The sequence below is a fragment of the Roseovarius azorensis genome (assembly GCF_900109455.1).
GTDB lineage: Bacteria > Pseudomonadota > Alphaproteobacteria > Rhodobacterales > Rhodobacteraceae > Roseovarius > Roseovarius azorensis.
On sequence record NZ_FOAG01000005.1, the window covers coordinates 275,123 to 299,073 of the forward strand.

20 protein-coding genes are annotated in these 23,951 nt (G+C 58.3%); 11 read left to right on the forward strand and 9 right to left on the reverse strand.

Annotation, left to right across the window (positions count from 1 at the left end):
- Positions 1–15 precede the first annotated feature (15 nt).
- The 8 genes from panB (at position 16) to BSG08_RS09995 (ending at position 9,298) form a co-directional block, all read left to right on the forward strand.
- Positions 16–810: a 3-methyl-2-oxobutanoate hydroxymethyltransferase gene (panB, locus tag BSG08_RS09955; RefSeq protein ID WP_093035876.1), complete on the forward strand. Its 795-nt coding sequence runs from the start codon at positions 16–18 to the stop codon at positions 808–810.
- Positions 811–1,186: 376 nt separating this feature from the next.
- Positions 1,187–2,101: an alpha/beta fold hydrolase gene (locus BSG08_RS09965; RefSeq protein WP_093036030.1), complete on the forward strand. Its 915-nt coding sequence runs from the start codon at positions 1,187–1,189 to the stop codon at positions 2,099–2,101.
- Positions 2,098–2,895: an SDR family NAD(P)-dependent oxidoreductase gene (locus BSG08_RS09970; protein WP_093035922.1), complete on the forward strand. Its 798-nt coding sequence runs from the start codon at positions 2,098–2,100 to the stop codon at positions 2,893–2,895. Before BSG08_RS09965 ends, BSG08_RS09970 begins: the two co-directional genes overlap by 4 nt.
- 157 nt (positions 2,896–3,052) lie before the next feature.
- Positions 3,053–4,144 carry a TRAP transporter substrate-binding protein gene (locus BSG08_RS09975; protein ID WP_093035925.1) on the forward strand — a complete coding sequence of 364 codons (1,092 nt, stop codon included), beginning with the start codon at positions 3,053–3,055 and terminating at the stop codon, positions 4,142–4,144.
- Between the two features lie 80 nt (positions 4,145–4,224).
- Positions 4,225–5,232, forward strand: a complete 1,008-nt coding sequence (locus BSG08_RS09980; protein ID WP_093035928.1) for a TRAP transporter small permease subunit — start codon at positions 4,225–4,227, stop codon at positions 5,230–5,232.
- 13 nt (positions 5,233–5,245) lie between these two features.
- Entirely contained in the window at positions 5,246–7,864 is a 2,619-nt protein-coding gene (locus BSG08_RS09985; RefSeq protein ID WP_093036033.1) for a TRAP transporter large permease, read from the forward strand.
- Between the two features lie 47 nt (positions 7,865–7,911).
- On the forward strand, positions 7,912–8,769 hold the full coding sequence (locus tag BSG08_RS09990) for an alpha/beta fold hydrolase (protein ID WP_093036036.1): 858 nt from the start codon (positions 7,912–7,914) through the stop codon (positions 8,767–8,769).
- A gap of 106 nt (positions 8,770–8,875) precedes the next feature.
- Positions 8,876–9,298, forward strand: coding sequence for a LysR substrate-binding domain-containing protein (locus BSG08_RS09995; RefSeq protein ID WP_281248273.1), 423 nt, complete (start codon positions 8,876–8,878; stop codon positions 9,296–9,298).
- A 54-nt stretch (positions 9,299–9,352) separates the two neighbouring features.
- Here the strand turns inward: BSG08_RS09995 and BSG08_RS10000 are convergent, their stop codons facing one another.
- From BSG08_RS10000 to BSG08_RS19470, 8 genes are all read right to left on the reverse strand, one after another.
- Positions 9,353–10,174 (reverse strand): glycosyltransferase family 2 protein, encoded by an 822-nt coding sequence (locus BSG08_RS10000; protein ID WP_245770656.1) that lies wholly within the window; start codon positions 10,172–10,174, stop codon positions 9,353–9,355.
- A gap of 501 nt (positions 10,175–10,675) precedes the next feature.
- On the reverse strand, positions 10,676–12,448 hold the full coding sequence (locus tag BSG08_RS10005; RefSeq protein ID WP_245770657.1) for an ABC transporter ATP-binding protein: 1,773 nt from the start codon (positions 12,446–12,448) through the stop codon (positions 10,676–10,678).
- A 331-nt stretch (positions 12,449–12,779) separates the two neighbouring features.
- Entirely contained in the window at positions 12,780–13,565 is a 786-nt protein-coding gene (locus tag BSG08_RS10010; protein ID WP_093035937.1) for a class I SAM-dependent methyltransferase, read from the reverse strand.
- Between the two features lie 45 nt (positions 13,566–13,610).
- The gene (locus BSG08_RS10015; RefSeq protein WP_217649889.1) at positions 13,611–14,726 is read right to left on the reverse strand and encodes a DegT/DnrJ/EryC1/StrS family aminotransferase; all 1,116 of its coding nucleotides are present in this window, start codon (positions 14,724–14,726) and stop codon (positions 13,611–13,613) included.
- Between the two features lie 146 nt (positions 14,727–14,872).
- Positions 14,873–16,012: an ATP-grasp domain-containing protein gene (locus BSG08_RS10020; protein WP_093035942.1), complete on the reverse strand. Its 1,140-nt coding sequence runs from the start codon at positions 16,010–16,012 to the stop codon at positions 14,873–14,875.
- Complete coding sequence (locus BSG08_RS10025; protein WP_093035945.1) at positions 16,009–17,100, reverse strand: Gfo/Idh/MocA family protein; 1,092 nt, start codon at positions 17,098–17,100, stop codon at positions 16,009–16,011. The genes BSG08_RS10020 and BSG08_RS10025 overlap by 4 nt, the downstream gene beginning before the upstream one ends.
- Before the next feature lie 206 nt (positions 17,101–17,306).
- Complete coding sequence (locus BSG08_RS10030) at positions 17,307–17,987, reverse strand: FkbM family methyltransferase (RefSeq protein ID WP_175544752.1); 681 nt, start codon at positions 17,985–17,987, stop codon at positions 17,307–17,309.
- Entirely contained in the window at positions 17,929–18,411 is a 483-nt protein-coding gene (locus BSG08_RS19470) for a hypothetical protein (RefSeq protein WP_175544753.1), read from the reverse strand. Before BSG08_RS19470 ends, BSG08_RS10030 begins: the two co-directional genes overlap by 59 nt.
- Before the next feature lie 376 nt (positions 18,412–18,787).
- Between BSG08_RS19470 and BSG08_RS10035 the strand changes: the two genes are divergently transcribed.
- On the forward strand, positions 18,788–20,083 hold the full coding sequence (locus tag BSG08_RS10035) for a hypothetical protein (protein ID WP_093035951.1): 1,296 nt from the start codon (positions 18,788–18,790) through the stop codon (positions 20,081–20,083).
- A 198-nt stretch (positions 20,084–20,281) separates the two neighbouring features.
- Entirely contained in the window at positions 20,282–21,442 is a 1,161-nt protein-coding gene (locus tag BSG08_RS10040) for a rhamnan synthesis F family protein (RefSeq protein WP_175544754.1), read from the forward strand.
- Positions 21,443–21,760: 318 nt separating this feature from the next.
- On the opposite strand, the gene BSG08_RS10045 is transcribed toward BSG08_RS10040, so the two are convergent.
- A protein-coding gene (locus BSG08_RS10045; protein WP_093035957.1) for an IS5 family transposase occupies positions 21,761–22,518 on the reverse strand; the annotation gives its coding sequence in 2 pieces (ribosomal slippage) (positions 21,761–22,182 and positions 22,182–22,518; 759 coding nt in all).
- A 410-nt stretch (positions 22,519–22,928) separates the two neighbouring features.
- Here BSG08_RS10045 and nadA point away from each other — a divergent pair.
- Positions 22,929–23,951, forward strand: a 1,023-nt coding sequence (gene nadA, locus BSG08_RS10050) for a quinolinate synthase NadA (protein ID WP_093035960.1), incomplete at its 3' end; no start/stop codon positions are given.

The window sequence follows — 23,951 nt, forward strand, 5'->3', positions numbered from 1 at the left end:
GCAAAGGACCATTCCATGGCATTGACCGTTACCGATTTACACAAGATGTACCGCGCCGGCGAGAAGATCGCCATGACCTCGTGCTACGACGCCAGCTTCGGAACGCTGTGCGACGAAGCCGGGGTCGAGATCCTGCTGGTCGGCGACTCCGTCGGCATGGTTGTGCAGGGCCGCGATTCCACCCTGGCCGTATCGCTCGATGATATCATCTATCACACCGAATGCGTGGCCCGCGGATCGCGTAAGGCACTGATCGTCGGCGACCTGCCGTTCGGCGCCTACCAGGCCAGCCCGGTGCAAGCCTTCGACAGCGCCGCCCGGCTGATGGCTGCCGGCGCCCATATGGTCAAGGCCGAGGGCGGCGAGGCCATGGCCGAGACCGTGAAATTCCTCGTCGACCGCGGCATTCCGGTGATGGGGCACCTCGGGCTGACGCCGCAGGCGGTGCACCAGCTGGGCGGGTTCCGCGTCCAGGGCAAGACCGACGCCGCCGGCGAACGGATCATCCGCGAGGCGAAGCTGCTGGAACAGGCCGGCGCCGCGTCCATCGTGCTGGAATGCGTGCCGTCGCGGCTGGGCAAGGCGGTGACCGAAGCCATCGGCATCCCGACCATCGGCATCGGCGGCGGGCCGGACTGTTCCGGCCAGATCCTGATCCTGCACGACATGCTGGACATCTACCCGGGCAAGAAGGCCCGCTTCGTCAAGAACTACATGCAACAGGCCGGCTCGGTGCAAGCCGCGCTGGCCGCTTTCGTCAAAGACGTCAAGGACGGGACCTTCCCCGAACCCAAGCATTGTTTCAATTGAAACCGGACGAAACCATCGGGGCGCACCTGGGTGTAGGCGCATGCAAATCCCGTATGATCTCGACTTTCTTTTGTGTATCGACCGACGCTGCCAGCGCGAATTGGCGCGGACAACCGGCCTTGCCGAGCAGGCAGCGATTGCCTGGCCAGCTTCTGGCGCTGTGCATAACCAGTCGGCGGCAGACGAGATTGAGGTAGCGCTTGACCGGAGGTCACTCTTTGTGTAATGATCATTACTTATATTATTAGTATATCTTCTATGAGCAGTTGAATGGCTGGCCCTCGAATGGTGTTCGACGCGGGCGTCCGCTCCGGCCGGATACCCCCGCGGAAGCGTCCCGTGAATCAGACCGCCACAAGCACCGGAGGAGCACATGATGTTTGAAGGATTTGAGCAGCGCACCATCGACTGCGACGGCGTACTAATACATGCTCGCGTGGGTGGCAGTGGCCCGCCGCTGCTGCTGTTGCACGGTTATCCGCAGACCCATGTGATGTGGCACCTGATCGCGCCCCGGCTGGCAGAGGAGTTCACTGTCGTCGCCACCGATCTGCGCGGTTATGGCGAAAGCTCCAAGCCGGAAACCACACCCGATTACGTGACCTACTCCAAGCGCAGCATGGCGCGTGACCAGGTCGCGGTGATGCGCGCGCTGGGGCATGAGGAATTCTACGTTGCCGGACATGACCGCGGCGGGCGCTGCGCCTATCGCATGGCGCTGGATCATCCGGAGCGTGTGCGGAAACTGGCAATCCTCGACATCATCCCGACCGGAGAATGTTTCTGGCGAGCCGACAAGACCTTTGGCTTGGGCTACTGGCACTGGTTCTTCCTGGCCCAGACCGACGATCTGCCGGAACGCGTGATCGGCGCCGACCCTGACTATTTCTGGCACCGTCTGGCCAGCGGGCTTGCACCGAAAGATGCATTCACGCCCGAGGCGGTGGAAGCCTATCTGCATTATTACCGCCAGCCCGAAGTGATCCGAGCCACCTGCAACGATTACCGCGCCGGTGCCAGGATCGATGTCGAGTACGACGCGACCGACCGCGATCAGGGCCACAAGATCACCTGCCCCACGCTTGTGCTCTGGGGTGCCAAGGGATTGCTGGAACGCTGGTACGATGTGCCGGCGATCTGGCGCGACTGGGCCGATGATCTTAGGGGCAAGGCGCTCGACTGCGGTCATTTCGTGCCCGAAGAACGGCCGGAGGAAACGCTTGCCGAACTGCGTGCATTCTTCACCCCGAAACCAAGCGGAACAACTGAAACAAAGGGGGACGCCGCATGAACCTAGAAGGACGCGTTGCAACCGTGACCGGCGCAGGCCGAGGCATGGGCGAAGCCATCGCCCGGCGACTGGCGCAAGAAGGCGCTGCGGTCGTGGTGTCCGATATCGACGGCGAGAACGCCGAAAAGGCCGCCGCTCGGATCAGGCAATCCGGCGGCAGGGCGCTAGCGTTGAGAACGGATGTCGGCGAGGAAACCGACGCCACCGAACTGGCCGCCACCGCGGTCAGGGAGTTCGGCGGGCTCGACATCCACGTCAACAATGCCGGCATCAGCACCGCCAAACTGTTCCTGGAGACCGCTAGGGAAGACATGGAGCGGATCCTCCGCGTCAACCTGACCGGCGCGATGCTCTGCGCGCAGGCGGCCGTGCGCGTAATGTTGGAAAAACGCTATGGACGGATCATTAACATCGCCTCACTGTCGGGCCAGCGCGGCGGCATCGGACGGACGGCCTATGGGGCTTCCAAAGCCGGTCTGGAACTGATGACCAAGGTGATGTCAGTGGAGCTTGCCAGCCGCGGGATTACCATCAACAATGTCGCCCCCGGTGCGATTGCCACGGAAATGGCGGTGCAAATGCACGATCAAGCAACGCGCGACGCCTATCACTATCTGATTCCGCAGCGGCGCTATGGCACGCCCGAGGAAATTGCATCGGCTGTCGCCTACCTGGCCTCGGAAGAGGCAGCTCATATCTGCGGTGCGACGCTGAACGTAGACGGCGGCTATCTGACCGCCGGGCTGATGTACAAACATCCCGACATCGACGCTCCGTCGCCGCCAGAAGTATAACCCGCTACGGCGTGCCGGCGGCAACGCGGGTTGACACATATAGGTTTAGATGATCATAATACCATTATTCATACTAACTGTATGAACAGAACTGACAAGCTCCAGCCATCTGCGATGCGAATCCGGCTTTGGCGCCAACTCAAACAGGGAGGGATATATGGAACGCCGCTATTTTCTGAAGGGAGCCGCGCTCGGTACGGGGGCCACGGTTACAACAACGCTAGCCGCGCCAGCCATTGCGCAGGACTCGAGAGACATGATCATCGTGTCGACATGGCCCCGCGATTTTCCAGGGCTCGGAACCTCGGCGCAGCGCCTCGCAAAGCGCATTGAGGAGCTTAGCAACAGTGAGCTGCGGGTCGAATATTACGCCGCCGGCGAGCGTGTCGGCGCCTTCGATGCCTTCGACCATGTCGCCGCCGGCGAAGCGCAAGCCTATTCCGGCGTGGACAATTACTGGAAGGGCAAGCATCAGGCATTTGTACCCTTTGCGGCAGTGCCGTTCGGCCTGACCTATACCGAGATGGACGCTTGGATGAAATTCGGCGGCGGACAGGAGTTGCTGGACGAGGTGGCCGGCGAATTCGGCCTGAAGAACCTGCCCTACGGCAATACCGGCGTACAGATGGGCGGTTGGTTCAATAAGGAGATCGAGTCGGTCGATGACTTCAAAGGGTTGAAGATCCGCACGGTCGGCGACGGAGGCGATGTTTACGCCAAGATGGGCGCTTCCGTGGTGGCGCTGCCCGGCGGGCAGATCTACGAGAACCTGATCTCGGGCGCCGTTGACGCGGCCGAATTCGTAGGGCCGTACAACGACTTTTACATGAAGTTCTTCGAGGCCGCGAAATATTATTACTGGCCAAGCATGGTCGAACCTGGCGCACAGCTGAACCTGGGCATGAACCGGGCATGGTGGGACGGGCTGCCGACGCACTTGCAGAACATCATCCAGGCCGCCTGCAACGAGGAAAACTCGATCGCCATGGCCGAGACCAATGCCAACAACGGCCTGCACCTGCGCCGGATGATCGAAGAGCATGGCATAGAGTTGCGCGAATTCAACGACGACATCGTGCAGGCGATGTATGAGGCGACCCTGGAAATGACCGAAGCCTGGCGGGCGCACAGCCCGCTCGCCAAGCGTGTCTATGACAGCATGGAGACCGCGCGCGATGAGGTCGGGGGATGGATGAAGCTGGGCGACATCGGCTATTCGAACAAGCGCAACCGTGTAATCGGTCTCTGACCGGGACGCCACGGATCAGCGGGCCGGGCTGAAGTTTGGCGGGGCGCCGACCGATCCGGGACCGCGGCCGCGGAGGGGGCATGACACTACCGGATCATACATATTCAGGTCATCCGCCGACTGCCGCCGTGTTGACGAGGGTTTTCGGCTGGACCGTGCTTGCGGTTATGGCGGCCTTTATCCTCAATGTCGTGCTGACGTTCTTTGTGAAACTGCCGGGCGCCGCTCTGATCCTTCGGGGCGGCGCTGGCGATGTCTCCGCCTGGGGCTGGGCCCAGTTCATGCTCTATGGTCTGCTACCGGGGGCGGCGGCGGCGTATGTAGCGCGCACGCGCCGGCGGACACTGCGTGCCGATGCCTGCACCATCTCTGCGGCCAACGGCTACCTGCTGCGCGCGGCCTTCTGGGCGGTTGTCATTGTCGGACTGTCCGATGCGGTGATTTCCTTTCTGCGAGTCGAGGGTCTGTTGGTGGCGGTGGCAGGCTCTGATCTGGCCAGTGACTTGTCGCGGTCGGCCTATCGCGGGTTGCATGTTCACCTACCGGCAATTGCGGCAGGCGCGCTGATTGCCTGTTTCGGCCGCACGCCCGGCTTTCACTGGCTTGCGCTGCTGGTGGTGCTTGCCGAACTGCTGATCGTGTTTTCACGCTTCGTATTTTCCTACGAGCAGGCGTTCATGGCGGACTTGGTGCGGCTTTGGTACGCGGCGCTATTTCTGCTCGCCAGCGCCTATACCATGCGCGAGGACGGCCATGTGCGGGTCGATGTGCTCTATGCCGGGTTCAGCCGCCGGGGGCAGGGTAGGATCAATGCCTGGGGCGCGGTGGTGCTGGGAATGACGGTTGCTTGGACCGTCCTGCTGGTCGGCATGTGGAGCCCGACCGGCATCATCAATGCGCCGCTGTTGATCTTCGAAACCACGCTGACCGGGTTCGGCATGCAGACGAAATACCTGCTGGCCGGGCTGCTCGGCGTCTTTGCCGTCACCATGCTGATCGAATTCGTGGCCTCGCTGTTCGAGGCGGTGGCGGATATGCGCGGTGATCCAGGCGGGCGTGAGGATCACCACGTCGGCGCGGTCGCTTGAGGTCGGGTGCGCGATGGAACTCTATTTTCTATTTCTGCTGTTTGCGCTGGTCGCGTTGGCGCTGCTCTCGGGCTATCCGGTGGCATTTGCCTTGCCCGGATCGGCGATACTGACGATTGGTGTTGCAGCCTTGGCGGGCTGGTCGTTGGCCGGGGATGCGGCCACCTTTTTTGCCGAGGGCGAGCCTATGCAATGGCTCAGCGCCGGCATTACCAATTTCCGCGGCATCTACTGGGAGGCCGAGCGTGATACTCTGATCGCGATCCCACTGTTCATCTTCATGGGCGTCGTGCTGCAACGCTCCAAGATCGCCGAGGATTTGCTGATCCGGATGGCGCAACTCTTCGGGTCGGTGCCGGGGGGGTTGGGCATTTCGGTGGTGTTCGTGGGCGCCTTGCTGGCGGCGACTACCGGGATCGTGGGGGCCACCGTCGTGGCGATGGGGCTGATTTCCCTGCCCGCGATGCTAAAGCACGGCTATTCCAAGCCACTAGCGACCGGAACCATCGCGGCCTCTGGCACGCTTGGCCAGATCATTCCGCCGTCGATCGTGCTCATCATCCTGTCCGATCAATTGGCCAGCGCTGTAGATCAGGCCTCAACGGCGCGCAAGGCGCTCTACAAGGCAGCGACGGGCGAGTTGTCGATGCCGTCGGAATTCGATGTCACCTCGACCAGTGCGGGCGAGATTTTTCTCGGTGCACTGGTGCCGGGACTGGTGCTGGTCGCCATGTATATGGGCTTTATCTTGATCTATGCCCTGCTGCGCCCGGCCAAGGCGCCGCCGGTTCCCTTCGAGGGCAAGCGTGATCACCGGTTCGTTGGCGCTGTGCTGCTTGTGCTGGTGCCGCCGCTGGCGTTGGTGTTCATCGTGCTCGGTTCGATCATCGTCGGGGTGGCCACGGTCACCCAAGCCGGCGCGATCGGCGCCGCGGGTACATTGATCATGGCGGGATACCGGCTCCGGCCCGGGCGGCGGGATACCTTTTATCCGCTGTTTCTGGCGCTGGCTTCGCTCGCGGCAATCTTCATCGCCAAGGCGGTTTTCAGCACCAATATCCGCGAAATTTCGACGGCCGGCATGGCCGGGGTCGTCATCGCCGGGTTTGGCAGCGTCGGCTTTGCCGTAGCCCTGACATGGAGCACCTGGCGCGTCTATCGAACCGACGACACGCTGAAAGGTGCGATGATCGAGACCGCGAAGACCACCGCACTGGTTTTCGTCATTCTGATGGGAGCAGCGATGCTGACTGCGGCCTTCCGCGCTTTCGGTGGCGAGGGCTATGTGCGCGGGTTCCTCGAGTCGATGCCCGGCGGTTTCTGGTCGAAATTTGTGATCGTCATGGCCATTATCTTTCTGCTGGGTTTCTTCCTGGAATTCATCGAAATCGTCGTTGTGGTGGTACCGATCGTGGCGCCGATTCTGCTCGCCGACCCGTCCTCCAATATTACTGCGGTTTGGCTGGGCGTGATGATCGGGCTGAACATCCAGACCTCATTCCTGACGCCGCCCTTCGGCTTCGCCTTGTTCTACCTGCGCGGGGTGGCACCGCCCTCGGTCCGGACGCTGCAAATCTATGCCGGCGTCGTGCCCTTTATTGTCCTGCAGCTGGTGGCGCTGGCGATCATGGCCTGGAACCCGCCGCTGGTGAATCACCTACCGAACCGGATCGCCCTGAGCGGAACAACAGCGCCGCCGCCGATCAACCCGCGGCTGCAGCCCTGCCTGGAAGAGTATGTGCGCGACCGTTTCAACCGGCACGGCGCAGATATCATCGCCGCGATTACCGCGGCCCGCAACCTGGATCTGGCAGCCTTCCCGGATCCGCTGCGCCAGTCGCTGCAGGGCAGTTTTACCGAGGCAGAGCGGAGCCTCGGCCTGATAGCCGAGGTGGCGCGCGCCAACGCGCAGATCACGGACCAGGCGCCCGCCTATCGACCGTTGCACGACAGGGTGCGCCAGATCGAGAGCGACATCCGCCAACATGAAGCCGCGATAGACCAGCTCGAACTCCGAATCCGCCGCGCCCGCGGCAAGGAACACGACCTCGTGTCGGACTGGAAACAGGACATTGGCGTGCTGAAGGCAGAGGTCGCCGTGCTGCTGGCGCGTATACCCGATAGCTGGAAAGAAGTGGAAAGCACCTTTCAGAAACTGACGCAGGCCGCGCAAACGGCGCGACTGCAATACCGGCGGGCCGCGGATTCGGCCTATGCGCCGGCGGCCGAGGCGATTGCCATGCTGCACGCGATCGACGCGCTGCAGGCGCTGCGCGCCGATCTGCCAGCAACCGCCAGCGACCTGACCGCCGACCGACTCGCAGGACTGTCGGCGAGAGCCCGCGACATTCCGGGCGGGCGCGACATCGCCTCTGCCCTGCAGGATACTAGGCGCGCCCAGTCGGACGGCAAGGACATCAGTGGGCCGATGGCAGAAGCACGCGCGCTGATCGACGCGGAAATTACCTGGCGGACGCGCGCGGCAGAGACGGCGGGCCCTGGCCTGCGCGTATTCGAAGCCGCGATCCGCGACACGATCGGCGCCCGCAGCCAGCCGAAGCTGTCAGAAGACCAGGCGCGATTCATCGCGGGCTGCATGTCCAGTCATCGTGACCTGTCCCTGAACTTTTGACACCCGCGGCTTACCCCGATTTGCCGCCTACAATGGAGGATCCGACCATGGCATCTGAGGTGCTGAAGCACGGTTATGCTGAACTCGACGAGGTATTTATGCATTATGTGGAAGTCGGCAATGGTCCTCACCTGCTGCTGGTGCACGGCTGGCCACAGACATGGTACGAATGGCGCCACGTCATTCCGGCTCTGAGCCGGCATTACCATGTCATCGCCCCGGACCTGCGCGGCATGGGTGACAGCTCGCGACCGGTAACCGGCTATGACAAGCGCACCTTGGCCGGCGATTTGTGGCAGCTGATGCACGATCATTTCAAGGTGGAGGAATTCCATCTGGTCGGGCACGACTGGGGCGGGCCCACGGCCTTTGCACTGGCCGCCGCGCATCCCGGTGCGGTCCTGAGACTTGCCATTCTGGACGTAGTCATCCCCGGCGACGGTGCCGAGGGATTTTCCCAGGGCGGGCGGCGCTGGCATCATGCATTCCACATGACAGCCGATCTGCCCGAGGCGCTGATCCAGGGCCGCGAAAAGATTTACCTCAGCTGGTTTTACCGTAACTTCGCCCATCGCCCAGATGCCGTTGGCCCCGCAGATCTGGCGGAATATCTGCGCACCTACGAACAGCCCGGCGCGATGCGCGCCGGGCTTGAGCTCTACCGGACCCTGCCGCAGGATATCGCCGACAACCGCGACCGGATCGCGCAGGGCAAACTGCCGATGCCGGTGCTTGGCATCGGAGGAGCCAAAGCCTTCGGTCGTGGCGCCGAAGTGGGCGAATCGCTACGCCGGGTGGCCGACCAGGTCGAGGCGGAGATCGTGCCAGACTGCGGCCATTTCATCCCGGAGGAAGCGCCGGATTTCCTAGCCAAGCGGCTGTTGCGCTTCTTCGGCGGCGCATAGGCGGCGTCGGCGCGCGCGACGATGGCGCCGCTCGCCTGCCGCCCCTGAAACGTCTTCGCTTCCATCTCGGTGAGGTCGGCCCGCGTCCGGATGAAACGCGCTCGTTCTGCCAAGTGATGCCCATGGTCTGCGGATCATGCTGGAACGGAAAGTCGATCAACGCAACATCCACGTGGATCCCGCCATCGAGATCGACAGCTGTGCCAACATCAAGAGCTTGGTCAGCATCGACTGTGGCTATTCGATCCTGCCGTTTCACACCATCGCCAGGGACGTCGCACGCGGACGTCTGGCCTGCCTGGAATTCGAAACGCCCAACCTGTGGAGCAGCGCGCATCTGGTGCACCACTCCAGCCGCCCGCTGACCCGGGCCACCAAGGCCGTCCATGACGAAATTCCCTCGTCATCGACGCACTGCTCTCCGATAACTCGTGGGCAGGCGCAACACAGCTCTAGGGTCGGGCGGCGGGGACCCTGCCCGCCTGATCCCACCCGGAAAGGGAGTGGAAGAGTTCTGGGGATCTCCTAAACATTGTACCGTCCGACTTTCTGAGACCGCTTCATCTTCCAAACGGAATCTTGCTCATGGTCCCGCCTTGTTTTGCATAGCTCCCAATACGCCACGCAGAAAGGCTGTTTGTTTGGCGCGCTTGCGTGCGGAAATCAGGGCAACGGGCGAGACCCGTTGCCAGAACGCCGAGATCAGTGCTTTTCGCTCTGCGCCAGTTCGTTTGTGTTTGCGCAAGGCATAGATCCTTGACTGTCCCATGTGAAACGCCTTGAACGCCGCCAGTTGCGACGAGCGCGTGGTGGAATTGCCGGCGTCGTGCATGACCCTTGCCGCACGCACGAACATTAACGGGCCGCATTGCGTGCGCAGGCGTAGGGCCAGATCATCGTCCTCGTGATATAGGAAAATCGCCGGGTCAAAACCGCCGACCGCTTCGAATGCCGTTCGGCGCACGAACAAGGCTGCGCCACTCAGCACGGGCACTCTGCAGTCGGTTTCGGGCCAACCCGAGGGCAGCTTTTCGCGCTTCGGCAGCAAAACGCTACCGCGTTTGAAATAGGGCCGCCCGTTGGTGCCGCTGATTGCTGGATTGAAGGCTACGGCATCGCGATGCGTATCAGCAGCGATCACCAACGCCTCAAGCGCACCAGCCTCAAGTCTGGCATCGGGATTAAGGAACAAAAAGAATTCGGTTTCAGTATGGGCTGCACCGATATTGCAGGCGGTGCCAAAGCCCACATTCTTATTGTTCCGGATCAATCGTGCGTCGTACTGTCGGACCACGTTCAATAGCGCGGCGTGGTCGGTCGAGTTATTATCAATGACTGTGCAGTCTGCCCCATGCGGCAATGATGCTAGCATCCCGGGCAGAATATTGTGGCTGTTGTAGGTCACAGTCAGTACTGCGACACGCTGTAACGTGCGGGTCGAGTGCATCCGGTTTTGAGTTCCAAGCAACTTACCAAAGAATCACCAAAGGAACCTTTAACAAATTCTCGGTAAGGTTGTAATTGTTTATTGGCTCCGGATATGCATGCATGTTTGAGGTGGTTCCAGAGCATCTAACCGAACTTAGATTTGGAGCCTTGTAGATCCTGTCAGCCCCGCGCGCGCTTCAGCCATATATGCAGAAACGGACTCGCGGATCAGGTGGCAATCAGCAATATGGGGTAAGGGCACAACTCTGGCTTTTTGCCAAGGTTATGACCATAACTTTTGAATCGCCACGCGAACTGCATGATCTGAAAACAGGTCGCCTGTGCAGTTCTGTTTATGGCCAGCGACGATGGTGTTGAGTGGGTCCGTGAGATGGATGTTTTGATCAACGCCGTTATGTCTTTCCGGTCTCAATACGTGATGTGATGATACCCCAGTTTGCCGCGCCAGAACAGCGCGTCAGGTATAGTCCTGTTTCTGCGAGGCATACATTGTGGCATAAAGACCCTGCGTGGCCATCAGCTCCTCATGCGTGCCTTCCTCAACCACCTTGCCTCTGTCCAGCACGTAGATCTTATCGGCAGTCACCACGGAAGACAGTCGATGCGCCACGATGATCGTGGTCTTGTTCTCGGACAGCCGTAGCAGCGCGTTCTGGATTCGCTTTTCGGTCTTCTGATCCAGCGCCGATGTAGCCTCATCCAGCAAAAGGATCGGCGCCGAACGTAGGAAGGCTCTGGCAATCGCGATCCGTTGTTTCTGACCCCCGGAAAGCTGACTGCCCTTGGGTCCGAGCGGCGCATCACGACGTGCGCGGATCAGTTCGGCGATCTCAGCGGCTTCGGCCGCGGCCCAAATTTCCTCTTCTGTCGCATTTGGAGCGATGTAGCGGATGTTTTCCCAGATAGAAGCATTGAATATTACAATATCTTGCGCCACCACAGAAAAAGCGTCGCGCAGCGCTTGGACCTTAATGTTGCGGATATCACGGCTGCCAATGGTTATTTTGCCTTCGTTTACGTCGTAGAGACGTGTTATTAGACTTAGGATTGATGTTTTGCCGGAGCCGGTTGCCCCCACGATCGCAGTCTTTTTCCCTCCTTCTATGACGATATTCAAATCCGCGAATAGTGGGTGCTGTGGATCATAAGCAAACTTGACATTACTAAACGAGATGTCACCTTGTTTGTCGAATTCGCTCACCGAATTTTCGTGATCAGTGATTTTAATCGGCTCATTGTAGATGTTACGGACACTCGCAAGTAGAATCAGGCTCGCTTGTAGCTGGCTGAAAAAACCGGCCAGCAGACGCATGGGATCAAACAGGATCACAAGGCCCAAGAGGAAGGAGATGATGCTGGCAGCGTCCATGCCACTCCCTCCTTGAAGCACCATGTAGCCGCCGCCGCCTATCACCAAAACATATACGAAGGCCGACACCAGATCTATCGAGGGTGGAAAAAGCGCCTGGGCGCTGTTGAGGTTGATTGTCAGGTCCCTGATGCCGTCGGTCGCCTCAAACAAGCGTTCGCGTTCCCGGCTCTCTTGCCCCGATATTTTGACAGTACGCATGCCGTTGACCATTTCTTCAATGCCCGACATGTAGTTACCAAATGCGTTTTCCGCTTTCTGTTGAATCTCCTTTATCTTGGCCGAGACTGCAACCATTAGCAGTATAAGAACAGGAATCACGATGATAGCTGCCGCAAAGAGAAGCGGCGATTTATAGATCAGGTAGCCCGATACGACGACCACTGTCAGGAAATCTCGCACGGCCCCCACGGTTCCTTGTCCCACGAAACTGCTCAGGCCATCAACTTGATTGACCAGCTTCAGGATTATGTCACCGGATTTGGTTTTTTCGAAATAGGCCAGATCAAGCCGCAGGAGATGCCGGATCATGTCCTGGCGCATCTTGCGCACTGCATTGCTGGCTAGCCAAACCGACAGCCGCGGGACGGCATAGGACAAAAGCGCTCTAGTGGCAAACAGGAGGAAAACGACGAAACACACCATGACCAACTGACCGAGCGAACCTTCTTCGAAGATCACCCGCAACCCGTTCTCGGTCAATGCCAGGAACTGTTGATAAACAACCGCTTGAATACTTACCATACCAAGTACCAAGCCCAACCAAGGGGCCTTATCTTTCAGATAGAGGTTCCAGAACCACTTGATGTTGTCGATATCTTGCGACGTGAACATCTGCTTTTTGGTACTAAGTTCTGACATAAATCGTCTTCCAGCTTTTAGCGAAGATCCCAAGTTCTGTGAGGACCTCTCTCACCTCTGAACATGTGACGCAACTAGTTCACGGTTATTTGGCGGCCTGTCGTGTATAACCTCGTGGCCGCGGTCGTTAAGCCAATAGTCCCGATCCACGGTGCTGCGGCAAGGTTCCATGATAGGCTGACAGACCATGGCGATGTCTGCGACATCTTCACCGACGAGGAATGCCACAGCTTGTTCAAGGCTCCAGACTATTAAACCGATCAAGCGCAACATCTCGATCCAACGGATCAACCCTGAGGCTGAAAGATAAAATGACTTGTCGCCCGATCCGTCAGGCACAGCGGACGGCGAGGCCGATCCCAAGAGATCGCTCGGCACTATGCGCGAATTCGTAGATGGCATAGTTGCGGCGCAGCGTCGACTTGACCTCGTTCCATGCCCGGACCGTACCGCCGTTCAGCGTGTCGAATTCATGCGCGTGAATGTCGTGGAAGGCGACAGCCTTGCGCGCACGTTGCCCAACATTCTCGAAATCGGCCATGACGCCGTCGTAGCTGTGGTCGCCGTCGATGAATACGAAATCGTAGTCACGGTCGATCACGGCATCTGATCCGGTCGTGATGAGTTTTTCGACGTTGAGAAAGTCCGAGAAGATCTCGAAAGCGATCAGGTTGTCTTCGATATCCAGCACCTCCAGCCGGAATGCGGGGTTGGCGCGTTGCAGAACCGAACACATGAAATAGCCGCTGCCGCCGCGATAGGTGCCCACCTCGATCCCTGTCGCAATATCAAGCGGGATCAGCGTGCGGAGGAAATCCACGAATTCAGTCGGAAATTGCAGCGATCCAAAACCACTGCGGTTCATCCAGTCTTGCCATGGCGCGAAGATGGCCGCAGGATGAACCGGAATGCCGAACTGCAAAAACTTGTCCAGAATGAATCGCCGGCTGGTGAACTCATGATCTTCGGACAGGAGCAACGCCTGGGAAGCCGCCAGAGCCTTGGACACATCCGCCGCGAGCACCGCCGGGTCACCGACCGGCATGAAAGCCCCGAGGTTTTCGGAGCCGCGAATCAATCCGGTTTCGGAATGGAGACTCTCACCAGTTCTGGTCATTGCAGCACCGAATTTTTCCTTTGATCGTGACCGTTGGGAGTGATCTTAGCTTGCCGCTCGCACGCGCCTGACTGCACTCGGACGTCGGAACACCAATGATATTTCCTCGACATCTTTCTTGTCCACATCGCCGAAGAATGGAAGGCACAAGACTTGGGATTTCACCTTTTGGACATAGGGCTCGACCCTCGCAGAGAAGATCGGAAAGCCTCGATAGGGCTCGTAATCGGTGCAGATAGGGTGGAAATACTTGCGCGCGAAAATGTTGCGCGCCTTCAATTCTTCGTAGATGTCATCGCGTGAACGGCCAAATATGGTGGCGTCAATCACCACCGGGTAGTATTGTTCGGATTGCTTCACGCGTGATTGAGGAGCCTGAAACCGGATACCGGGCAGGCCGTCAAGCGCGTCGTTGTACATCTCCCGCAGCGCGCGGCGTCGGCATCGTTCTTGCTCGACCTGCGGCAGGTTGAGCAGACCGATGGCGGCCTGGATTTCATTCATCTTGCCGTTGATGCCGATCTCCACAACCTCATCCTCGTTACGGATACCGAAATTTCGCAGGTAGTAGAGCTTTTCGCGATCGTCAGGGTTGGGCGTGGCGACAAGCCCCCCTTCCAGCGTGTTGAAGAGCTTGGTGGCATGAAACGAGAACACCGAAGCGTTTCCGAACATCGCTACCGGGCAGTCGTCGATTTCAGCTCCAAAGGCGTGCGCCGCGTCGTAGATGAGCTTGAGTCCGTGTTCGTTGGCGATGGATTGCAACGCCTCCACATCGCAAACAGTGCCATAAACATGAACGCCAAGGATCGCGGAGGTTTTCGCCGTGATCGCCTTTTTGACCGATGCCGGGTCAATCGTTAGAGTTTCGGGGCAGACATCGGCAAAGACCGGTCGAAGGCCGTTCCAGTGGATCGCGTGTGCCGTCGCGGCGAAGGTGAGCGGCGTCGTGATAACCTCACTTCCCGGCGGTAGATCGAAGAGCTTGAGTACGGCAAGAAGACCGATTGTGCCATTGTTGAACAGCATCGCCGTTGGAACCCCGAGATAGGAGGTAAGCTCGCTCTCGAGCCGACCATGCAACGGACCTCCGTTGGTCACAATGCGCGATGCCCAGATTTCCTTGAGCAGACCATCGAGATGTCCGAGATCAGGCAGCATTGGGCGGGTTACGTAGAGCGGTGATCGCATGTCATACCTCGGCTGCAAACTCTGGTTTCTGTTCGATGAATGCTAAAGCGAACCAGCCACCTACACAGGACCACTCGATTATCCTGGGTGATCTGGGACGGTCGGATGAGCGGCGCCTAACCAACATCATAAGCCCTCCGATCCATGAATTTTCGATAAAGCCCGGCAAGCTGTTCACGCGAGTCTGTCTCGCAGAACAATATGCCGCAGCGGGTGGCCTGTTTCGGCAGCATGTTCTGGCCGATGGATTGAATCGGGAAGACGGACAGTATGGGAACCGATCGATCCATGGAAATGCCGCCATAGATTCCTGTGGCATCGCTGGTGACGGTATGGCGCAGGATATGCCGCGTGGTGTGTATCGCCTCGGGTCTTGGCGCGCCGATGAAATAGCTGGCATATCTGTCCGCATAGGGCATGCCCGTGCTATTCTCAATGAGCAACGGGTATAGATCGCCGGGACATCGCCTTGTACATTCGATGGCGTAAGCACGATCCTCGGTGAGGATGAACTGCGTGTGCAAAAGCCCGTCCACGAGGCCGAGTGCAATGCTCAGCCGGGTCAGGCCGTCCTCCAGTGAGATCCGGGCACGTTCGGGGATGTCGTGCCGGACATAGCTGGTATCGACGGCAAAGGGATTAGCAGAGGACCCCTCGATCACGTAGATGGTATCGGTGAGCCATCCATTCTCGATATAGCCTGTGCAGCTGTGGAGTTGGCCATCGACGAACTCTTCTATCAAATAACTTCCCGACGGGCTGGCATCTCGGGCAAGCACCATCGCATCCAGCAGGGCGTCTTCGTCACCCGCGTCAAAGATCGAGATGCCGCGTCCGCTGAACGCGTCGACGGGCTTGCAAATCAGCCTGCCCCGGTCGGGCAGGTCATTCGGCGGGACTGCGCGTGGTGCGGGCACGTCATGCTCGGCGCAAAGCTGGCGGAAGGAACGCTTATCGTTCAGCTTCCATACGGTTTCGGGTGGGTCGATTATTCCCCGGGAAATCGTCAGGGCCGCACAGGTCGCGATCGAGACGTCGGTGCATCCCGGCACCACCCGTTCAATGCCCAGCGCATAGACATGGCGTTCGACAGCTTCGATATCGCTGTAATCCTGCTTGATCCAGCGCCCTCCTGCACGACGCGCCAGCAGGTCAGAGTCGCGATTGCCTATGGTCCACACGTCATGGCCACAACCGACGAGGTAATCGTATATCGGACGGGCAGCGAAAGACGTGTCTACGAGAAGAATTTTCATCTGTAATCCGGGCCTCGCGTTAGTTCGGCGACGAGACTGTCGGGTCTCACGATCTGCCCGCTCTCCAGCGACCGATGAATTGCCTCGATCACCAGCATGTTTCGGAAGCTGTCCTGGGCCGAAACCAAGGGTGTCGCAGTGCCACGGATCACATCCACGAAATGTGCGAGTTGCCGTTCGAGCGGGTCGCTGCGCGTCGCGTCAAGGCGCGTGGTGTGGAACGGTTGCCACCAAGAAGCCTCCTCGGCACCTTTGTAAGTACGGATGCGCATGCTCGGGAAATCGATGGAGCCATTAGTGCCGGCGAAATGATAGCAATCCTCGTCCGGAAAATAGGGGTAGGCGGGGTTTTCGCCGCTGGTCATCTCCCAGCTTTTGGAACTTGCAGCAACATCGGACAGAATGAAGGTGCCGAGAGCGCCGCTTTCGAAGGTAAAGTTCAGTGCGACGGTGTCCTCCACCTCGAAGCTGCGAATCTCGTTGTTCGCAAAGGCGAAGACAGAGTTGATCTCGCCGCAGAAATGGCGCATCAGGCCGATTTCGTGAATGAGGTTGATCAGAATCGGGCCGCCGCCGGGCTTGGCGCGCCACTCGCCTTCTAGAAAATACCTTTCAGGCTTGTAGAACAGGGCCGAACCGCTGACTGTGACGAGGCGGCCGAAATCCGAGGAGCGCATGAAGTCCTCAGCGGTGGACAGCAGCGTGCTGTAGGTGCGGTGATGCCCCACGAGAACCGGAACGCCGCTGTCATCGACCGCCTTGGCGAGGCTGTACGCCGTCTCGAGCCTGTCGGTGACCGGCTTTTCTACCAGGACGGGTATGCGGCGCGCGATGCAAGCCATAGTCTGATCAAAGTGAAAATTGGTTGGGGAACTGATGATTGCCGCGTCGAACGGATCTTGGTCGAGAACTGTCTCCAGGTCGATACTGAGCGGCACACCGTGGAACTCGGCGAACGCCGTATTTTCCTCTCGGTCCGGCGCAATAATCGCCTGCAGTTCGGCGTCGGGTCTGCTCTGGATCAGAGCGGCGTGTTTCTTGCCGATGAGACCTGGACCAGCCAGGAGAAATCTAAGCGCTTGCGACATGGATCCTGCTCTGCTTTGCTCTGTTCTGCTGTGCGATCGCTATGCGCCGCGTCATAACAATGATGACCAGCTACCACTACGCCTAACTCGTGGTGAGCCTGACCACTGCCTGGGTGTCACTCCTGACACACTCGGGTTGCCGAAGACTTATCAGGATCACCGGTCTTGCGCATTCACCCTATGCGAGAAACCTCCTGATCGGCGATCTATTGCCGGGCGTGTGCGAAAAGGACAGTTTCGTCTCCATGAACAGTGCCGTGCTGCAAGTGAAACTTATAACTGAGATCGAGGTGATCGAGAAACTGGGGTATGTAGAAGTCGATGAGCTTGTGGTAGACGCAAATCGCCATTGACGGCCTGAAACGCTCGATCGTTTTCTGCGCACCCCGAAGGGCGGTCAGTTCGGCACCTTCGATGTCCATCTTGATGAAGTCAACACGCTCGACGCCCTGCTGCTCGACAAAACTATCTATGGAAACGGTACGGAACGAGAGTTCCGTTTCAGGTTTCGATCTGTCGCCGAACAGATTGCGGAAGACCCCTGACAGACCCGATCTGAATCCGGTCTTGGGAATGGAGGGCCGCGCGTGAACCTGCGTGGCAGGTCCGCTGCCTTCGATCACGACTTCTGTCGCGTCATCTGACCAGACGGGGTTTCCCACGAGTTCGATCCGCTCCGCCAGACGCGGATTGAGCGCGACATTTCGGTTGTAAACGGCCAGGTTGCCCGGGAAAAACTCGAAAGAGAAGACTTTGCCGTCTGCCCCGGCGCGATCAGCAAAGAATATCGAGGTGCCACCGAAACAGGCACCGCAATCGAGAGCAACGTCACCCGGCCTGCAACCGATGGTGACGTCCGCTCTGCGATAGACTGATTGGGAATTCATTGAAGATGCCGAACGCGTCGCTGAAGATCTCGATGTCGAACCCGTAGCGTTCGAGCTCAAACCGGGAGAGCACGATACCGTTAACGCCGGTCTCGAGCGAGTCGGTCGCAGTCCTCCCAATCTGAAGGTCGGACAACTCGTCCAGTTTCGCCCAGAAGGCCGGAGTGTCCAGCGGCATCTCGACATGCTTCCATCCGATTGTCCGGTAGGCGAGCACCGTAAGGAGCATGTTGCGCGAGTCGCCGGTCTCAAGCTTTTCGTAAAGCCACTGCCAGGACGGGTAAGCTCCGGCCACCACCTCTTCTGCGTGCCGGACGAGGGTGTCGGTCGAATTCTTCACCACAGACGATGGCTGGAACCGATACGGTTCGGGATCCATGCCCATTTCGATACGGCGGTCACGTTCGTTCGAAATGTTGGCCACGGACCAGCGTATGAGGTTCTCAAAATCGATCTGAAAATTACCCGACGGCTTAGTCAGACCTTTTCAGCGAGAGAAATGTTTTCATATTCGCGATACGGAAGAACGTTTGACATCAATTTTCTTCTATAGTTAATGGGCATGACTTTTACTCGCCTTCTGCGTGTCTCGTTTCTGTAGACATGCTTAGCCTGACGGTTTCAAGTCAAGGCCGCAAGGTCGGTGCCTGGTGTGAGTTTGTGTTAATGCGCCAGAGATCAGGCTGGCGAAAATTTGCCGGGTTTTTGCGCGAGATGCACGAAGAGCTTACTTTGGCGACTGCAGGCTTTTGCGGAAACGTTGGTCTGATGTTAGTGGAGTAGCTGATGGGAAAGCTTAGGTGGGCCACGTGATTAATTACCGTCTGATCAGACTTTATGCGAATGTCGTCGCGTTTCGTGGACGCACCAAGGGCGAAAGACGGAAGATCCGGGGTAAGATTCTACAAGCATATACCGACAAAGCCTACACCATTGCGCAATTCAAAGGCACAGAAAGCAGCCTGCCCGATAGGGCGCTGCCTGCTGCCGTGTTAGAATCACGGATATTCAGCCGTGCCCAGGATATTCTCTTTCCCAGAGAGGTCGAGACAGCCGAAAAGATCATGGTGTTCGTCGTACCCGAGCACAACGAGATGAGCGGCGGCATCTTTTCGATGTTCTCTATCGCTAACCAGATGCGCCTCTTCAAGAGCATTCACGGCTACGAAATCATCATGCTCACCCGGCCCAATCCCGAATGCCTGACCTTCCTGCGCCAGACCTGTTTCCGGAACGCCGAGACAGTATTTCGTTTCGAGCAGCTTTTGCGTTGCGCGAATGCACGCGACATCTACATGCACCTGCCGGAATATGCGTCAGAGTATCTGATGTGGGATCTCAGCGATGATGCGAAGAATTTTCTCCAGAATCTCGATACGCTTCATATCAATCTACTGAACCAGAACATCTGGCTGATGCCGGAGCGCGAGAAATTCGAGAGTCTTTTCGAGTTGACGGATAACGTCACGCAATCGGTGGCGCACCATGCCTATTTCTCACAGGAATATACTGACCGCTACAATATACCCTCACTACTCCTGCCGGCGTATACCGATCTTGGCGAGTACACGCCAACGGATTTCAAAGACAAGGAGAACCTGATCATCTACTCGCTCGACGACGCGCCGCACAAGGAGCAGGTTCTGGAACGAATTTCCAGGGAACTACCGCAATACCGGCTTCTGGAGATCCGAAACATTACCTTTGACAAGTACATGGAATATGCAACGCGCTGCCGTTTCTCGATTTCCTTTGGAGAAGGATTTGACGGCTACGTCGCGCAGCCCATCCACATGGGCGGGATTGGGTTGACCGTCTATAACGACGAGTTCTTTCCGTCGGATCATTTCCTCAACTATCGCAACATTTTCAAATCGGCTGACGATATGGTCGAGAATATCGTGGACACAATCCGCGATCTCGCTGCGGATGGAAGGGCCTACACGGAGCTTAACCGCGCATTTTGCGCGGAATACGACATGCTTTACAGCATCAAGGAGTATCGCGAGCAGGTGAAGAAACTGGCGCTCAAGCAGTTCGAGCTTTTACCCACGAAAGACCACGAGGTGAGACGCAACCATGTGCTCGCAAGCTGAGAGTGGGTTTGCACTTGAGAATGCGCTCGTGGGCCGGATTGGTTCGAATCTCTCCTGCGGCAGTGCGTGATTGCCGCTAACCCCATTATGGCCAGAGATGCGCGGCAGTCTGCGGTATCTGCGGGGTCATTGATTATCGGCCCAATCAAAGAAGCATGCTCCGCGTGATATAAGATGGCAATGTCAGGAAGTGGAGCGATGAAGAAAGTCCCGTATTGGAAGGTAAAGCGCGAACTCACGCGTCTTATCCGTAAGCTTGTAGAGATACCGGAACTGGCGGATGAGTACTTTCACCTCAGATCCGGCCATTACAAACGGACGAACGGGATGCTCAGGGTTCACAGCGGCAACCTGCCGCTTGGCGATGAAGCCGCGATATACCTGATCTTCCCGTCGGACGGGCTGTTGCCGTCGCATCTCAGCGTGCTGCGGCTCATCAATGCCGAGGGCATAAGCCCTGTCGTGGTTTCTAACCTACCCTTGACGGATGCAGACCTTTCCACCCTGTCTCCGCTCAGCACGAAGATCATCGAACGGCCCAATCTGGGTTATGATTTTGGCGGCTACCGGGACGGCGTTTTGGAACTGGCCAATGACCTGCCCGGCCTTCGCAGGCTTTATATCTTGAACGATTCCGTCTGGATGGTCGAAGCGCCAACCACGTGGTTCGCGGATGTGCGGTCCCGTGATGTGGATTTCTGCGGCGCCACGTCCAATTACGGGATCAAGCGATATGACGCCGACGACTTTCGCGAACTGCGCTGGCAGTATACGCAGAACCACAGAAATTTCCATTACGCCTCCTACGCGCTTGCAATGGGCAGCCGGATCCTCCGCGATCCCGCCTTTGTGGATTTTTGGCGCAGGTTTCGTATGTCGAATAACAAAAAGCGCACCGTGCGCAGGGGCGAGATAGGGTTGACCCAGTGGGCTATGCGGCACGGATACAGTCATGACGCAACCTGTCCCGTGACCAATCTCGATGCAGAGATTGCCGGTCTCGACGCGGCGGAACTGGACGAGTTGACCCGGCATCTGATAATTCCCGAACGCCCGCGTGTCCGCGCTGTCCGGGACGAAGTTCTGGCCAGTGATCCGCAGAGCGATCAGGGCCGTTCTGACCGCATCCAGATCATTCTCACGGCCGTGTCGGCCCAGGCAATGGGTTATGTGATGCCATATTACACCTTGCGCCATCGTGGCTTTCAGTTCGTCAAGAAGTCCCCACTCTGGATTTCGAGGAAGGGGTCTGAAACGACGCTGGATATACTGTCAGGTCTCCGTGGGGCGATGGGTCAAGAGGCCTGCGAGGAAGCGAAGGTTCTGGCGAGGCGTCTGAAGGAGGGTTTTGAGCTTTGAGAACACCCTCTCGATTGATGGTGTTGTCTATTTCCACGCTGAACTGTGCCGAGTCCGGCACAATCGCCGGAAACGCGGCAAGCCGCGCTGCAACCCGCGGCTTATCAAATACCTGCTGAACGCAATGCGGCATGCCCCTCCGGCATCGTTCCGCTGTGCCTGCTCACGGTCTTCACCCGAGACGTGATCGCCTGCATAAGAACTTGTCGCCCGCTTCGCCGGAGCCGTCCGTCACCCCTCACTTGTTGATGGGGGTGCGGCGGCGGAGACGATGCAGGGCACCCACGCATGCCCTGCTTTGCTAGGGCCTGTGGACAATCATCGTGAAGCGATAAGGGCTGCGACGAGGTTCCAATTGGCAGCGTAGCTGCAATCCGTTTTGTCGTAGCGTGTGGCTATTCCTCGGAATTCCTTTATTTTTGCGAAATAGTTCTCGACCAGATGCCGCCACTTGTAGGCGTCGGCGTCATAGTCACGCTGGTATTTTCGGTTCGTTTTTAGGGGGATCACGGCAATTGCCCCTCGCGCGCCGAGTTCTTCCAAGAGCCAATCGGCATCGAATGCCTTGTCCGCCAGAAGCGCTCCGAAGGAAACATTGCGGATCAATGGTGCAACGCCCTTCATGTCATGCGCTTGACCGGGCAGGAGCAGGAAGCGGATCAGGTTGCCAAGCGCATCCACCAGCGCAACGATCTTGGTCGTTAGGCCGCCGCGCGAGCGCCCGATGGCCTGAGCCTGAGTCCCCCTTTTGCGCCGGTTGCCTTTTGGTGAACCTGAACAATGGTGCCGTCGATCAGTGCGTATTCGAGGTCGGGGTCACCGCTCATTGCGTTGAAAAGACTCTCGAATATGCCCGCCTTGGCCCACCTGCGGAACCGCCGGAATTGACTGTTCCAGTTCCCGAAAACGGGTGGTAGATCGCGCCAGGGTGAGCCGGTACGAACCCGCCAGAAAACAGCTTCGAGAAAGAGACGGTTGTCCTTCGCTGTAACTCCTGCATCACTGGTCTTGCCCGGCAGATGCGGCTCAAGCCGTTGCCATACCTGATCCGTCACCACAAAGCGCTGCTCGTTCATTCAAACCTCCATTTGGGAAGCTTGAATCAGAAATCAAAGCTGATGGGAATCCTGATTGTCCACAGGCCCTAGATAAGGCGGTAAAAAAACGAAGTAAGGAATCCTGTGCGTGGGCTTCAAGCGGTATCTGAAAGGCGTTTGGTTAGCGACGACTCGCATAGCAGATGCAGGAAGAACTTTGAACTTTAGACCAGAGTTGAGCAAACACCTCACAAGGGCACGGGCTGGGTTGCCAATTGTGAAGCGGGCACGAAACCAGGCTTCGACTGTGAGCGGCGCAACCCGCCAACACGACTTCTTGCCCTTACGTCACCCATAGCCTAGACAACGCAACAGTCGGTCGCCGAAGGGCGTCCCGGCCCAACCGTTCTGCCTGAGACGTGACGCAACAACCTAAGGACCTTCCCCCCTTGCTCGACCAAATTGCGCTACGCACCGAACTCGCCGATCATTACGATCTGTCTCCGTCCCTCGCACTCGCGGAAGCTACCGCTGATATCTATGCCCGCATGGATCGCGTCGTTTCGCCGCCCGACTGGGCCGTTTTTGCGCCCTATGTTACCGCGATCAACCGGCTCAAGAAAGAACGCAACGCGGTGATCCTCGCCCACAATTACATGACACCCGAGATCTACCACGGCATCGCGGATGTGGTGGGTGACAGCCTGCAACTGGCGATCGAGGCGACGAAGGTCGAAACCGATGTGATCGTGCAATGCGGCGTGCATTTCATGACCGAGACATCAAAAATCCTGAACCCGGCTAAGACCGTCCTGATTCCGGACATGGAGGCCGGCTGTTCCCTGGCCGAAAGCATCACGACCGAAGGGATTGCCGAAATGCGGGCGAAACACCCCGGCACACCGGTGGTGACCTACGTGAATACGACGGCCGAGGTGAAAGCAGCCTCCGATATTTGCTGCACCTCGTCCAATGCTGCGCAGATCGTCGCGGCACAAGAAAGCGACACCGTGATCATGACCCCGGACAAATATCTCGCCCAGAACATCGCCCGGCAGGTGCCGGAGAAGCGGATTGTCTGGTGGGACGGCTCGTGCATCGTGCATGAACGGTTTACCGCTCGGGACCTACGTGATTTCCGCAGCCACAATCCGGATACCTGGATCATCGCCCATCCAGAATGCCCGCCCGACGTCGTGGCCGAGGCCGATTTCTCCGGCTCGACCAGCGGCATTATCGACTATATCAAGCGCGAAAAGCCCGGCAAGGCAATGCTGGTGACGGAATGCTCCATGGCCTCGAACATCTCGGACAATCTGCCGGATGTGGAATTCGTCGGGTCCTGCAACATGTGTCCCTACATGAAGATGATCACGCTGGAGATGGGGTGGATGCCGCTCTCCCCAGACGGCATCGCAATGTGCCAAGCTTGCGGTGTTGAATCACAAGCTGAAGGAGAGGGCATCCATGGG

Coding starts and splice junctions, on each gene's coding strand:
- BSG08_RS09985 (WP_093036033.1), top strand. CDS start 5,246: ATGGAACTCTATTTTCTATTTCTGCTGTTTGCGCTGGTCGCGTTGGCG.
- BSG08_RS10030 (WP_175544752.1), bottom strand. CDS start 17,987: ATGAATTCCCAATCAGTCTATCGCAGAGCGGACGTCACCATCGGTTGC.
- BSG08_RS09980 (WP_093035928.1), top strand. CDS start 4,225: ATGACACTACCGGATCATACATATTCAGGTCATCCGCCGACTGCCGCC.
- BSG08_RS10025 (WP_093035945.1), bottom strand. CDS start 17,100: ATGTCGCAAGCGCTTAGATTTCTCCTGGCTGGTCCAGGTCTCATCGGC.
- BSG08_RS10040 (WP_175544754.1), top strand. CDS start 20,282: ATGAAGAAAGTCCCGTATTGGAAGGTAAAGCGCGAACTCACGCGTCTT.
- BSG08_RS10015 (WP_217649889.1), bottom strand. CDS start 14,726: ATGCTGCCTGATCTCGGACATCTCGATGGTCTGCTCAAGGAAATCTGG.
- BSG08_RS10020 (WP_093035942.1), bottom strand. CDS start 16,012: ATGAAAATTCTTCTCGTAGACACGTCTTTCGCTGCCCGTCCGATATAC.
- BSG08_RS09975 (WP_093035925.1), top strand. CDS start 3,053: ATGGAACGCCGCTATTTTCTGAAGGGAGCCGCGCTCGGTACGGGGGCC.
- BSG08_RS09965 (WP_093036030.1), top strand. CDS start 1,187: ATGTTTGAAGGATTTGAGCAGCGCACCATCGACTGCGACGGCGTACTA.
- panB (WP_093035876.1), top strand. CDS start 16: ATGGCATTGACCGTTACCGATTTACACAAGATGTACCGCGCCGGCGAG.
- BSG08_RS09970 (WP_093035922.1), top strand. CDS start 2,098: ATGAACCTAGAAGGACGCGTTGCAACCGTGACCGGCGCAGGCCGAGGC.
- BSG08_RS10010 (WP_093035937.1), bottom strand. CDS start 13,565: ATGACCAGAACTGGTGAGAGTCTCCATTCCGAAACCGGATTGATTCGC.
- BSG08_RS10005 (WP_245770657.1), bottom strand. CDS start 12,448: ATGTCAGAACTTAGTACCAAAAAGCAGATGTTCACGTCGCAAGATATC.
- BSG08_RS09990 (WP_093036036.1), top strand. CDS start 7,912: ATGGCATCTGAGGTGCTGAAGCACGGTTATGCTGAACTCGACGAGGTA.